This is a genomic window from Candidatus Formimonas warabiya (assembly GCF_002777255.1).
Taxonomy (GTDB): Bacteria; Bacillota; Dehalobacteriia; order Dehalobacteriales; family Dehalobacteriaceae; genus Formimonas; species Formimonas warabiya.
On the sequence record NZ_CP017634.1, the window covers coordinates 5,152,511 to 5,165,090 of the forward strand.

General features: G+C 47.1%; 14 protein-coding genes. 12 read left to right on the forward strand and 2 right to left on the reverse strand.

Annotated features, from left to right (window positions below; genetic code table 11):
- Nucleotide 1 precedes the first annotated feature (1 nt).
- Complete coding sequence (locus DCMF_RS23435) at nucleotides 2–448, forward strand: RNA polymerase sigma factor (RefSeq protein WP_214658841.1); 447 nt, start codon at nucleotides 2–4, stop codon at nucleotides 446–448.
- An 86-nt stretch (nucleotides 449–534) separates the two neighbouring features.
- Here DCMF_RS23435 and DCMF_RS23440 read toward each other — a convergent pair whose 3' ends face one another.
- Nucleotides 535–1,008, reverse strand: coding sequence for a hypothetical protein (locus DCMF_RS23440; protein WP_148136664.1), 474 nt, complete (start codon nucleotides 1,006–1,008; stop codon nucleotides 535–537).
- Between the two features lie 147 nt (nucleotides 1,009–1,155).
- On the opposite strand from DCMF_RS23440, the gene yqfC reads away from it, so the two are divergent.
- The 11 genes from yqfC (at nucleotide 1,156) to recO (ending at nucleotide 11,616) form a co-directional block, all read left to right on the forward strand.
- The gene (gene yqfC / locus DCMF_RS23445; RefSeq protein ID WP_148136665.1) at nucleotides 1,156–1,461 is read left to right on the forward strand and encodes a sporulation protein YqfC; all 306 of its coding nucleotides are present in this window, start codon (nucleotides 1,156–1,158) and stop codon (nucleotides 1,459–1,461) included.
- A 14-nt stretch (nucleotides 1,462–1,475) separates the two neighbouring features.
- Nucleotides 1,476–2,714 (forward strand): sporulation protein YqfD, encoded by a 1,239-nt coding sequence (yqfD, locus tag DCMF_RS23450; protein WP_148136666.1) that lies wholly within the window; start codon nucleotides 1,476–1,478, stop codon nucleotides 2,712–2,714.
- A 65-nt stretch (nucleotides 2,715–2,779) separates the two neighbouring features.
- Nucleotides 2,780–3,736, forward strand: coding sequence for a PhoH family protein (locus tag DCMF_RS23455; RefSeq protein ID WP_148136667.1), 957 nt, complete (start codon nucleotides 2,780–2,782; stop codon nucleotides 3,734–3,736).
- A 22-nt stretch (nucleotides 3,737–3,758) separates the two neighbouring features.
- Entirely contained in the window at nucleotides 3,759–5,966 is a 2,208-nt protein-coding gene (locus DCMF_RS23460; RefSeq protein ID WP_214658842.1) for an HD family phosphohydrolase, read from the forward strand.
- A complete protein-coding gene (gene ybeY, locus DCMF_RS23465) occupies nucleotides 5,899–6,369 on the forward strand; it encodes an rRNA maturation RNase YbeY (RefSeq protein WP_148136669.1) in 471 nt (156 codons plus the stop codon). Before DCMF_RS23460 ends, ybeY begins: the two co-directional genes overlap by 68 nt.
- Before the next feature lie 74 nt (nucleotides 6,370–6,443).
- Nucleotides 6,444–6,812, forward strand: coding sequence for a diacylglycerol kinase family protein (locus DCMF_RS23470; protein WP_148136670.1), 369 nt, complete (start codon nucleotides 6,444–6,446; stop codon nucleotides 6,810–6,812).
- Nucleotides 6,813–6,848: 36 nt separating this feature from the next.
- Nucleotides 6,849–7,892, forward strand: coding sequence for a DUF3048 domain-containing protein (locus DCMF_RS23475; RefSeq protein WP_148136671.1), 1,044 nt, complete (start codon nucleotides 6,849–6,851; stop codon nucleotides 7,890–7,892).
- Between the two features lie 52 nt (nucleotides 7,893–7,944).
- On the forward strand, nucleotides 7,945–8,355 hold the full coding sequence (gene cdd, locus DCMF_RS23480) for a cytidine deaminase (RefSeq protein WP_148136672.1): 411 nt from the start codon (nucleotides 7,945–7,947) through the stop codon (nucleotides 8,353–8,355).
- Nucleotides 8,355–9,254, forward strand: a complete 900-nt coding sequence (gene era / locus DCMF_RS23485; protein ID WP_148136673.1) for a GTPase Era — start codon at nucleotides 8,355–8,357, stop codon at nucleotides 9,252–9,254. Before cdd ends, era begins: the two co-directional genes overlap by 1 nt.
- 121 nt (nucleotides 9,255–9,375) lie before the next feature.
- Nucleotides 9,376–10,731 (forward strand): magnesium transporter, encoded by a 1,356-nt coding sequence (gene mgtE, locus DCMF_RS23490; RefSeq protein ID WP_236860109.1) that lies wholly within the window; start codon nucleotides 9,376–9,378, stop codon nucleotides 10,729–10,731.
- Between the two features lie 126 nt (nucleotides 10,732–10,857).
- A complete protein-coding gene (gene recO / locus DCMF_RS23495) occupies nucleotides 10,858–11,616 on the forward strand; it encodes a DNA repair protein RecO (RefSeq protein ID WP_214658843.1) in 759 nt (252 codons plus the stop codon).
- A 16-nt stretch (nucleotides 11,617–11,632) separates the two neighbouring features.
- Here the strand turns inward: recO and DCMF_RS23500 are convergent, their stop codons facing one another.
- Nucleotides 11,633–12,406, reverse strand: a complete 774-nt coding sequence (locus tag DCMF_RS23500) for an REP-associated tyrosine transposase (RefSeq protein ID WP_148136675.1) — start codon at nucleotides 12,404–12,406, stop codon at nucleotides 11,633–11,635.
- Nucleotides 12,407–12,580 lie beyond the last annotated feature (174 nt).

The window sequence follows — 12,580 nt, forward strand, 5'->3', positions numbered from 1 at the left end:
GATGGAGGGTGTGAGAGAAATGTGTGCAAAACAGAGCATGATAGATTGTTTAAATGAAAATAGTGCTTTACTCTATAATGCCGCCTTTAGGCTAGTTGGACAAGATAGTTTAGCGGTGGAACTGATCTCTAAAGCAGTAGGCGGTTTAATGCCGGTGCAGGACATGGCACCAAAAGATCTTGCCCGGGAGATTTTAAAAAAGATGTGCCGGATCTACCTTCAATTTTACCAAGAGGAGCCGAAAGGTGTTAAAGGAAACCCCCGGCAGGTGGATACTTTGCTGATGATGCTCCCGCCTAAAGAAAAACTGGCCCTGGTGCTTTATGACGTTCTTAAACTGTCCCGGGCCGAGGTGATCCAGATCCTGGGAGAACCGGAGGAGGCCTTTCAGGCACGACTGTCCCGGGGCAGAAATATGATGAAAGATAGTTTAAAGCTAGTGGGGTGAGAATGGTGCGGGCTGTTGACGAAGTAGCGCAACCAGTCAAGCCAGAATCGAGTAGAAGCCGTCCGAAAGGGCGGCTTTTACGGGTATTAGAGATCGTTTTTATTTGCTAAAGGGCTTGTCTTGTTAAAGAAATAGGCGGCAAAGCACCACCAGCCTAAAAAGGTAAGGTAGCTGAAAAAGGGATAAAACCAGGGACGATAGTCAAAAAGACCCACATTTTTTACTAGGATGCCGTATCCCACGGAAAAACCGGCAAAGGTGAGAACATAGAAATATTTGAAAAAACGTTTATGGGGCAAAAAACGGAGAAAAAGCATCACGGTAACCGTCCAACTGGGCGGAGAAAGAAGGTTCTGTCCTAAGACATGGAAGATCCCCGCATTTTTAAACCAAATGATCTTAAATACATTTTGGAATAGGGCTACCACACAAAAGTCGCCCAGGGCGCCGATGAGAAATCCGTAAATAAAATATTCTTTATAGTACTTCTTAGGAATAAAAATCAGGGAGAAGATAATTCCTAAAACCAAATACGTGGGATAAAACCAAACTTTTACCATCAATAAACCCCCAGCGGTTTTTTTTTATTTTTTGCTTTAGAAGAGCGCAATATGCATGAAGGAGAGGTTGGGCTCTTTTCTATTTTACGTTTCATATCTTGGTCCTGGTTGGAATAGATTTATTAAAGAAATAAAGGAGGCGTTGCTATGCGGACCAACAAACAAGTGCTGCGCGGGCAAAGAGCGAAGTTTAAAAGCGCCTTTGCCGATCTCTTGGAAATTCCTCCGGATATTGCCTTGAATTTGCCCCGCATTACCATGATTGGCAACCTTCAGTTAAATATAGAAAACCATAAAGGCATTGTGGAATATACCGACAGCAAAATAAGGGTCCTGGTGGCCCGGGGTACTTTGGACATCGAGGGAAGTAATCTGATCCTGAGAAACATTCAGTTGGACGAAATTATGATCAATGGGGAAATTCTTCAAATAAAAGTATCCATTTCCGGTTAAGGGGAGGACCTGAATTGAAAAATCTGTTAAATTACCTGATGGGGTATGTGGTGATTTATATTAAAGGAGCCGGAGTAGAACGTTTCATCAACTTTGCCGTTCTGGGAGGCATCCACATTTGGGACATCTCTTGGAAAGACGACGGCACGGTACAGGCAAAGGTACAGCTTTCCTATGTCAAAGCTTTACGGCATGTGGCCCGAAAAAGCCGGTGCCGTTTTCGGATTGTAAGGAGAAGGGGCCTGCCCTTTAAGATTAAATATTTTCAAAAAAGAAAAATGCTGGCCTTTGGCGCCGTGATGTTTATTGTCACCTTATATGTCCTTTCCACCTTTGCTTTTTTTGTGGAAGTAACCAGCCAAAAGCCCGTCAAGAATATCAACCCCCAAATGATCAAGCGTTTGGCTGCGGAACAAGGTATCTTTGCGGGACGTCCCAAATGGATGATGGATTTTAAAGGGACAGAAAAATATCTCATTACCCGCGTTCCGCAGCTTTCCTGGGTCGCTATCAGGGCCAAAGGAACCAAAATAGAAATCGAGATTGTGGAAAAAGTTGCGCCGGAGCCGGGTGAAAAAAACAAAGGGCCGGGTAATATTGTGGCCTTAAAGGATGGGGTCATTACCCAGATTCTGGTCATGAAAGGACAGCCTTGCGTGGAGCCGGGAGATACTGTTTCCCGGGGGCAGGTGCTGATTTCCGGTGCAATTTTGCCAAATGAGGAATCGCTTCCGGGCCAGGAACCGGCGCAGCCTCCCCCTTCTTCTTTCTCAGGGGAAAAGGTCCAAGCAGACGGGATTGTACGTGCCCGGGTATGGTACCGGGGGTATGGTGAATGCCCGGTTGTGGAGTATGGAAAAAGAAATACGGGAAAAATTACCCATGCCTTATCTCTGAAATGGCAGCAAAAAAATGTGGTGATTTGGGGACCGAAAGTATCTCCGTACAAGCTTAGTATTGATGATACGAAAACCCAAAAATTGAATTGGGGGAGGAGTATTAAGCTCCCTGTCGAATTAATAATTGTTACTTACCGGGAACAGGAAACCTATCAAAAAAATTGGGGAACCGAGGGCGCCTGGCAGAGAGCGGTGAAGATTGCTTTAGCTTCCGCAAAGCGCCAGGTACCGTCTCAGGCTGTAATTACGGATCAAGAGATCAGACCCGTGGAAGGAAACGGGTCCCGCTTAAAAAGAGCCTGCGTGATCCTAGAGACTGAGGAGGATATAGGGAAATTTCTTCCCATTGAGTAATGGTACAAAAGAAGGTATAATGGGGTCAACAACATTTTCCAATAATATAGGGAGGTTCTGATTGATTGACCACCAAACGGGAGCTTAAAATTACCATTGGAAACAATGGACAAGCGGCAAATTTGTTGGGCCACCGGGATGAGAATTTGAGACTGCTGGAACAAAGCCTGCAGGCGGGAATTGTCGCCCGGGGAGACGAGGTTATTCTCACAGGTACAAATGAAGAAGTGGAAAAAGCCCGCCGGGTTTTTGAGCATTTGCTCACGCTGGCCAAAGCGGGTGTGACCATAACGGTATCTTCCATCAATTATGCGGTGAATATGGTTGCTCACGAAAATGAAAACATTGCGGAAAAATTAACCGAGACCATTTATGTGACCCCGCGGGGAAAGCAAATTAAAGCGAAAACATTAGGACAGTACCAATATATCCAATCAATCCGGCAAAACGGCATTGTTTTTGGCATTGGCCCCGCCGGGACAGGGAAAACGTACCTGGCGGTGGTGATGGCTGTTTTGGCCTTAAAAAACAAAGAAGTGACCCGGATTATACTAGCTCGGCCTGCTGTGGAAGCCGGTGAGAAATTAGGCTTTCTCCCGGGCGATTTGCAGGACAAGGTAAATCCCTATCTCCGGCCTATTTATGACAGCCTTTATGATGTGCTGGGCATGGAAGCGGCCCAGAAGTTTATGGAACGCAATACCATCGAAGTTGCTCCCCTGGCTTACATGAGAGGCCGTACCCTGGACGATGCCTTTATTATTTTGGATGAAGCGCAAAACACCACGCCCCAGCAAATGAAAATGTTTTTAACCAGAATTGGTTTTGGTTCCCGGGCGGTAGTGACCGGAGATATTACCCAGGTGGATTTACCCCAGGGACAGTATTCCGGTTTAATGCAAGTACAGAAAATATTGCGAGATATTCCGGGCATTGGTTTCTGTTATTTAACCCAGTCGGATGTAGTGCGCCATCCGTTGGTCCAAAAGATTATCAATGCTTATGAAGAAAATCAAATGTAACTCCCAAAAGGAGGCAGTCCTGGTGACAAAAGACCGGTTGCTAAGAAAATATCTCCTGTTACCTTTTCTCAGGTTGTTTCGTAACCATACTGCCCGCCGTGTCCTTTGGTGGGTTATCTTTTTTCTTTTCAGTTTTATCATTCTGGGAGCAAATTTTATTCCGGACCAGGTGGTGCTGGAGACAGGAGAAGTTGCCAAAAAAGATGTTTATTATAACGGGGGAGTAGTTACCTATACCAGTGAGATCAAAACCGCCGAAGCCAGAGCGAAAGCGGCTCAGGAGGTCCCTCAAATCTTTCAGATGAATCATCAGGTGTTGAATAATCTGGAACTGGGCGTCGAAGATTTTTTTGTCGCTGTTTCCACAATTAAAAATGATGCCAATTTGGACGAAACAGCAAAGATGGAAAAATTAAAAGGCCTGCTGCCGGAATCCGTTCCCCAGGAGTCTTTGTCCGCTCTTTTAGATGCCGACCAGGAGACCGTAGCCATGCTGGAAACAGAATTAAAAGGAATTATCCGGACCAGAATGCAGGATGGGGTCACCAAGGACCAGCTGGAGTCTGTGCAGCGGCGCATCATTAACGATGTGGAAGCACTTGATTTGAAGTCATCTTTTAAAGTGTGCCTCCGGGGCATTGTCAATCAGCTCAAATTTGAGCCGAACAAGATTTATGACCCGGTCACCACCGCTCAAGAAGTAGAATCCAAACTGGCTCAGGTGAAACCGGTTCAAGTGACGATTCAGCCGGGGGAAAAGATCGTGGAAAAAGGAGCGGTGACCACGCCGGAACAGATTGAGGCCCTGAAGTATTTGGGTCTGCAGAGGGCCAATACGCCTTTTCCCACCTTTGTAGGGTTGTTTGGATTTATCGCCATAGTCTATGTTTTAATTATTGTTTATATAAGAGGATATAAACCGGAACTGCAAAAGCAAGAATCCAATATTGTTTTATTGGGCCTGCTCATTAATGTTTCTTTGATTATCGCCAAAATCGTCACCTCCATTCATATCTCGGACAGGCCCGAGTTTGCCTCCCAACTGGGCTATGCCATTCCCATCGCGGCCAGTTCGATGCTGGCGGCAATTTTGTTTGATGTGCGCACGGCTGTTTTTATTACGGTGGTGTTGGGCCTGTTTATCGGGGTGATCACCAACGGGCAGATGATCTATGTCACAGTAGCGATTGTGGGCGGTCTGGTGGGTATTTACCGGGTGGCGAACTTAAGTCAAAGGTCCCATTTGGTACGGGCCAGCATCGATATCGGTTTGGTAAGTGCTTTAACGGTGGGTGTTCTTGGCTTAATGTGGAACCAGTCCATGCCGGTAATCGGGTTAGGTATGGGTATGGGCTTATTTAACGGTGTTTTCGCATCGATCCTCACCATTGGAACTTTGCCTTTTTTAGAGACTGCTTTTGGCATTACCACCTCGGTAAAACTGCTGGAACTGTCCAACCCGGGGCATCCTCTCATGAAAAGACTGATGGTGGAGGCACCTGGCACCTATCATCACAGCATTCTGGTGGGGAATTTGGCGGAAGCTGCGGCAGATGCTGTAGGCGCCGACTCTCTCTTAGTGCGGGTGGGTTCTTATTTTCATGATATCGGCAAGGTGAAAAGACCCTATTTCTTTATTGAAAACCAGCCTTCCGTAGAAAATCCCCATGATAAAATTACGCCTACGCTCAGTACCTTGATCATCACCTCCCATGTCAAAGACGGGGTGGAATTAGCCAAAGAGCATAAATTTCCCAAGGTCATCGTAGATATTATTGAGCAGCACCATGGCACCGGGTTGGTTTCTTACTTTTACCACAAAGCCAAAGAGGGCGATAAGCCGGAAAGCGTGTTAGAATCAGATTTCCGCTATCAGACGCCCCGGCCTCAGAACCGGGAAACGGCCATTATCATGCTGGCGGACAGCGTAGAAGCCGCGGTTCATGTCCTGGAGAAGCCCACCAAAGGGCATCTGGAGGCAAAGGTACGGGAGATTATCAAACAAAAGCTGGATGACGGCCAGTTGAGTGAATGCGATCTTACCTTTAAGGATATTGCCGTTATTACCCAAACCTTTGTCCGGGTGTTAAACGGCATGTTCCACAGCCGGATCGAATATCCGGATCAGGTTGCCAAAGAAATGGAAAGGGGAAAAGCAAAGGGTGGAGTTAATCATAAGGAACCAGCAGGACAAAGTGATAGTAACCCCGGAGACGGAAGAGCTTCTTAATACCCTCGTCTGTGCCGTGATCAGGGAAGAAAATTTGGACATGGACCCGGAAGTAAGCATTCTGCTCGTCGATGATGCGGAAATTCAGGAATTAAACAGGTCTTACCGGGGCATGGACCGGCCTACGGACGTGTTGTCTTTTGCCATGAACGAAGAGATGGAAGGGGCTCCCGAATTTATTTCCCTGGAAGAGAGCAATCTGTTGGGGGATATTGTGATTTCCCTGGAAACAGCCGGGCGGCAGGCCGAGGAATACGGACATTCTTTAGAGAGAGAATTGGGCTTTTTGACGGTACACGGCATGCTTCATTTGCTCGGTTACGATCACGGCAATGAGGCTGAAACCGCTGAAATGCGCCAAAAAGAAGAAAAAATATTAAATCAGGTAGGATTGGAAAGATAAAGGTGAAACGCATGAGAATCCGAAAACCAGGAAGGGGTTTTCGGGTTGTACAAAATAGTAAGGTTGGTTGAGTGATGGTAAAAAAATCGCGAAATTTTTGGGAAAGCCTGGGCTTTGCCGGAGACGGCATTCTTTATTCCTTGCGCACGCAACGAAACATGCGTATTCATGGCCTTTTCACCCTGGGGGTTTTACTGGCCGCCCTATATTTCCATATCTCTACGACAGAACTCCTGATTTTGCTTTTAACGATCCTGATGGTGGTGACCCTGGAAATGATCAACACCGCAGTGGAAACAGTAGTCGACATGTATACAGAGGAGTACCTTCTTCTCGCTAAAGTGGCGAAAAATGTGGCGGCAGGTGCGGTTCTGCTCGCCTCTTTCGGCGCGGTGATCATTGGTGCGATCATATTCGGTCCTAAAGTCTGGGCCTTATTTTAGAAGCTGCGTTTATCTGATGATAGAGGGGGAAAATAAATGAAGCCCAGAGGCCGTTACAAATTAATGATGATCTTGTTGACGGTTCTTTTTTTGGGTATCTGTACTTTTATTTACTTGACCTGGGCAGAAATAAATTCTGTTTCCCAGGTGGTAAAGGATGATAACAGTACAGAGGAAACTGGAGACCAAGACCCGATCTATGCCTATGTTTGCCCCTTTGATGGAACGCCCCTGGAGAAAATGCCTGCCCGTCCTGTGGCCGTTACCATCGATAATCTTTTTGCTGCCCGGCCCCAGTCCGGATTGACGAAAGCGGATTTGGTCTATGAAATACCGGCGGAGGGAGGAGTCACCCGTTTCCTTGCCATATATTTTCATGGGCAGGCGGAAAAAATCGGCCCGGTGCGCAGTGCCCGGCCTTATCTGGCCAGCCTGGCCCAGGATTGGGATGCCGTTTTTATTCATGCCGGGGAAAGTCCTCAGGCCCAAATATATTTTAAAAATGAGGATCTGGACCATATTAACGAGATGTTTCATCCTGCCGGGTTTTGGCGGGATAAGTCCAGGAAAGCTCCCCACAACCTTTATACCAGCAGCGAGAACCTGGGGCGGGAGATCGCCCTGAAAGGGTGGGATGAGAAAGTGGAGGTGCCGGGTTTTTCTTTCCGGGCACGGGAAGAAGCGGGCGCCGGAAATCACGAGGCTCTTCAGGCAACGATCCATTATGCCTATGGGGATGTAATTTATAAGTATGATCAGGCCTCCGGCCTGTACCGCCGTTATCTGGGTGATAAACCCCACCAGGATAAAGAGACGGAAGAACAGCTTTCTGCGGCGAATATTCTTGTCCAGGAGACCAAAATTCGGGCCTTTGATGAAGAGGGGCGCCTGGAGATTGACCTGCAGGGCGAAGGAAAGGTCTGGCTTTTTTCCGGGGGGCAGGTAGAGGAAGGCCGGTGGATCAAGGATGCGGAACATCAGCCTACCCGTTTTGTAGATGTCTACGGGAATGAGTTTCGCTTCCTGCCCGGGCAGACCTGGATTGAGATTATTCCCCAAAACACCCGGGTAGAATATTGATAGAACAGGGACCAAACCCCAACCCCCAGTCCCTGTGAAGGGATGTGATCGGATGGATGACAGAAGTCTCTTGGCTTTAGCTGAGCAAGCCAAGGAAAAGGCATATGCCCCCTACTCCCAATTCCGGGTGGGCGCGGCTTTGCTTACGGAAGAAGGAAAACTTTTTACCGGATGCAACGTGGAAAATGCCTCTTACAGTCTGACCAATTGCGCGGAACGGACGGCCGTTTTTTCTGCCGTGGCGGCGGGATGCAGGAATTTTTCCGCTTTAGCGGTGACCTCCGATGCGCAAACTTATACCTATCCCTGCGGGGCGTGCCGGCAGGTCTTGATTGAATTTAACCCGGATATGAAAATTATCATGGGAAATATTAATGGTGAGTTTATCGTACGCACCGCAGCAGATTTACTTCCCCTGTACTTCCATGGGGATACATTCGGAAAACCGGAGGAAAGGAAATAATGTCTTCATATAAATCGGGATTCGCCACCATTATCGGCCGGCCTAATGTGGGAAAATCCACCCTCTTGAATACCATTTTGGGCCAAAAGATTGCCATTATGTCTGACAAACCGCAGACGACGAGAAATAAAATTCAGGGTTTTTTCACCACGGAGAATGCCCAAATCATTTTTATTGATACGCCGGGAATTCATAAACCCAAGCATAAACTGGGCGAATTTATGGTAACGGTCGCGGAAAGGACTTTAAATGAGGTTGATATTGTTTTGTACCTGGTCGATGCTTCGGCAGATTTTGGCGGCGGCGAGGAATTTATTATCAATCAGCTGGAGAAGATCGATACCCCGGTATTTCTTGTCCTGAATAAGATCGATTTAGTTTCCCGGGACAAGCTTTTAACGCTCATCAGCCTTTACAGCGGTAAATACCATTTTGCGGAAGTAATCCCTATTTCCGCCCTGGCCAATGATAATGTGGACCAACTGATTTCGGTAATTGAAAAATATTTGCCGGAAGGCCCCCAGTTTTACCCGGCTGACATGATCACGGACCAGCCGGAAAGAGCCATCATCGCCGAACTGATCCGGGAAAAAGTACTGCATCTTACCAGGGAGGAAATCCCCCATGCGGTAGCGGTTGAAGTAACGGAGGTTAAGGAAAGAGAGCGGGATTTGGTTTATGTAGGCGCGATCATCTATATCGAACGGGACTCTCAAAAGGGCATCATCATCGGCAAAAAGGGCAGCATGCTCAAGGAAATCGGCAAGCTGGCCCGGGAAGATGTGGAGAATCTTTTGGGCAGTAAAATCTTCCTGGAACTATGGGTAAAGGTGCAAAAAGACTGGCGCAACAGAGACGTGGCCTTGAGAAATTTCGGGTATGATAAGAGAAATATCTAATCCATTGCATGTGAGGTGAGCTTTTTCATGGACAGTGACCCTGGAGGAAAAAAATCGATCATATGCCGGGAGAAACTGTCCTGAAACAGAGACTCCTGGGATCAGAAAGGAGTCTTTTTTTGTGAAAAGCGAAGAATTCTATCCTCTTTTAAAAGAATATATTTCCCATAACCAACACCAAGAGGCGGAACGGCTGCTCCAAGAGTGTCAGCCGGCAGATATTGCGGAATTCCTTGTCGACCTGGAACCGGAGGAAATAGCTACTGTCCTGAACCTTTTAGACGGGGACATGGCCGCGGAAGTTTTAAACCAGTTGGATCCGGACCTGGCCAATCAGGTTTTGAAAATCATCGGCGCGGAAAAAACCTCTGAGATTTTGGATGAAATGTATTCCGACGATGTGGCGGACCTGCTGGGCGAATTGACGGATCAAGAAAAAGACCAAATACTCAATTTGATGGAAAAGGAAGATGCCGTTGAGGTGCGGGAACTCCTGGAATACAAGGAGGACACGGCCGGCGGTATTATGACCACGGAGTATGTGGCCATTCTCCAGGACATCACCGCAGCCAGAGCCATCGAGGTGCTGCGGGAAACGGCTCCTGATGCGGAGACAGTCTATTATGTCTATGTGATCAATGCCAAAAACCAGCTGGCCGGTGTGATCTCTTTACGGGAACTGATTGTGGCCAGTCCCGATACGGTGATTGAAGAGATTATGCACCGGAAGGTCAAGAGCGTAAATGTACATATGGACCAGGAAGAAGTCGCCGCCATGGTGTCCAAATATAACTTCCTCGCTATACCGGTTGTGGATGACAACAATTGCCTCTTAGGAATCGTCACTGTGGACGACGTCATCGATGTTATTCATGAGGAGGCTACAGAGGATATTTTCCGGTTGGCTGGTACGGCAGAAATTGATTTAGAAGATACTTTAGGAAGCAGAATTATTAATTCTCTGCGCACCAGGCTTCCCTGGCTTTTGGTGACCCTGGCGGGAGGGTTGCTGGCGGGAAGAATTATCCGCGGCCTGGAGGCAGAATTGCAGGCTGTAGTTGCTTTGGCCTATTTCATTCCCTTACTCACCGGCATGGGGGGAAACGTAGGAACCCAATCGTCCACACTGACGGTGCGCGGACTGGCTACCGGTCAAATCGATGCCAAAGAACTTTTTTTGACGGTAGGACGGGAAAGCCTGGTTGGTTCCGCGGTGGGCCTGATCTGTGGATTAATCGTTACTTTCGTCGCTTTTTTCTGGCAGAAAAGCCTGCTTTTGGGCTTGGTGGTGGGGGGCGCGCTTTTGGGCAATATGATTACGGCTGCCACCATGGGAACCCTGGTTCCCTTAGTGTTTAAGCGCATGGGTATCGACCCGGCGGTAGCTTCAGCTCCCTTTATCAGCACCTCCATTGATATCACCGGACTGTTGATTTATACCGGGCTGGCGTCCTTCTTTATGAGCCAGCTGGTTTAAAAGAGCAGGCGACAAAAATTTCACTAACAAGCGAAGATTTCCAACGGACTGTAGACAGTCCCCCAAATTTATTAACCGAGAACCGACTAAATCCCGGTAACCGGAAACCGAAAAGGAATGTATCCCATGACCAAGCTATATTCCGTGGATGCCCTGGTTGTTAGAACCCGGGATTTCGGTGAGGCAGACAAAATATTGACCTTATATACAAAAGAACAGGGAAAGGTACAGGCCATTGCCAAAGGAGTAAGAAAGCCTACCAGCAGGCTGCGGGGGGGCGTGCAGATGTTCTCCCATTCCCGGATGCTCCTGTACCGGGGCCGCAGCTTGGATACCGTTTCCCAGGCTGAGACGGTAGAAGCATTTGGCGGTCTGCAGGATGACCTGCTGCGGCTGATTTATGCCTCCTATCTGGCTGAACTCCTTGATGGTGCCGTGCCTGACCGGGAACCCAATGAAAAGCTGTTTCTTTTAACCCTGCTTTGCCTGGGACTCTTGCTCGGCGATGATCCGGAACTAATCTGCCGTTTATATGAAATTCGTTTGCTTTATCTTCTGGGTTATCAGCCCTATTTAACGGAGTGTATGCTTTGTCACCGGTCTTTGGGCGGCGGTTCTTTTTTCCTCGATCCGGAGGCCGGAGGAATCCTGTGTCAAAATTGTGTGGGAGATAGGGGAGCAAAAAGCGCTATTTCCCCCGGTACAGTGCTTACCATGCAAAAAATGTTGTCAATGGATCCCAGGCAAATATTTCGCTTGAAAATATCTCCCATGATGAGAAACGAATTGGAGAAAGCTTTCGAGCACTATTTAGAATATCATTTGGATAAGACCTTAAAGGCAAAACGAGTCTTAAAAACTCTGGAAACATGGGGACGGTCCTAGTGTTTCCTGTTGGCGATCAGGCCTTGAATATCGTGCTTGGGGCGACCCCCAGGATTCTGGCGATTTGCCGATAGTTTGTCCCTTTAATGGCCTTTGTGTTACGTAAAATAGCCTTTCGTTCTTCTTTAGGCATGCTGTTGATATTTTGAATATTTCGCCCTTGCATAAGGCGTATGATTTCCTGCCGGACTTCCCCATCGCTCCTTCTCTTTTTCTCATCATGGTCGAGACACTGGTCTGAGTTTGCTTCTTCCATGTATTCTCTGAATAAGGAAATAGCATTTTCTTTGTTTTCTGAAAGTATCCCAAGGGTAAATTCTGTTTCCGTGAGTCCTAAGGGATAGGGGGACATTTCGTAATAGGCCCGGCAGCTACTCCAGTCCCAACTTTCAGGATTTTTTGCCAGGCCTGCTTTCACCGGATTAAGATGAATGTATCGAACAACAGTTAAAAGATAGGCCTCTTTATCAACCGCTTCACTTTTATACCGATCTTGAAATACATGCCCATTACGGTCATATTTCCAGTTGTACCAGCGCGCATATGCTGTCCCAATACTCTTCATGGCTGCTGCAAGTCCGTCTTTTCCTTCTTTAATCAGTAAGTGCACATGGTTTTCCATTAAGCAATACCCATATAATGCTATATCTTGTTTTTCCTTTACGCGCATAAGCGTTTCTAAATATCGTTCTGAATCTTCCTTATCATGAAAAATATCTTGACGATTGATTCCCCTGGACATCACATGATAGATACCAGTTTCACTTTTTTCCCGCGCCTGTCGTGACATGGCAATTCCTCCATTGGATCTTTTACTTTATCAAATTATAGTGTAAAACTGTAATGGAAACAATAGGACCGTCCCCGTGTTTCCTCTTTAGCATCTCCATAATTCGACAGAATAATACATATTTTTCATATAAGCATAAAATATGTAAAATTCTATTATAATTAGCAGGAAAAT

What these genes read in the sequence shown, in the direction of transcription:
- DCMF_RS23435 (WP_214658841.1), top strand. Translation starts at nt 2, where the DNA reads ATGGAGGGTGTGAGAGAAATGTGTGCAAAACAGAGCATGATAGATTGT.
- DCMF_RS23440 (WP_148136664.1), bottom strand. Translation starts at nt 1,008, where the DNA reads ATGGTAAAAGTTTGGTTTTATCCCACGTATTTGGTTTTAGGAATTATC.
- yqfC (WP_148136665.1), top strand. Translation starts at nt 1,156, where the DNA reads ATGCGGACCAACAAACAAGTGCTGCGCGGGCAAAGAGCGAAGTTTAAA.
- DCMF_RS23470 (WP_148136670.1), top strand. Translation starts at nt 6,444, where the DNA reads ATGGTAAAAAAATCGCGAAATTTTTGGGAAAGCCTGGGCTTTGCCGGA.
- DCMF_RS23475 (WP_148136671.1), top strand. Translation starts at nt 6,849, where the DNA reads ATGAAGCCCAGAGGCCGTTACAAATTAATGATGATCTTGTTGACGGTT.
- cdd (WP_148136672.1), top strand. Translation starts at nt 7,945, where the DNA reads ATGGATGACAGAAGTCTCTTGGCTTTAGCTGAGCAAGCCAAGGAAAAG.
- era (WP_148136673.1), top strand. Translation starts at nt 8,355, where the DNA reads ATGTCTTCATATAAATCGGGATTCGCCACCATTATCGGCCGGCCTAAT.
- recO (WP_214658843.1), top strand. Translation starts at nt 10,858, where the DNA reads ATGACCAAGCTATATTCCGTGGATGCCCTGGTTGTTAGAACCCGGGAT.
- DCMF_RS23500 (WP_148136675.1), bottom strand. Translation starts at nt 12,406, where the DNA reads ATGTCACGACAGGCGCGGGAAAAAAGTGAAACTGGTATCTATCATGTG.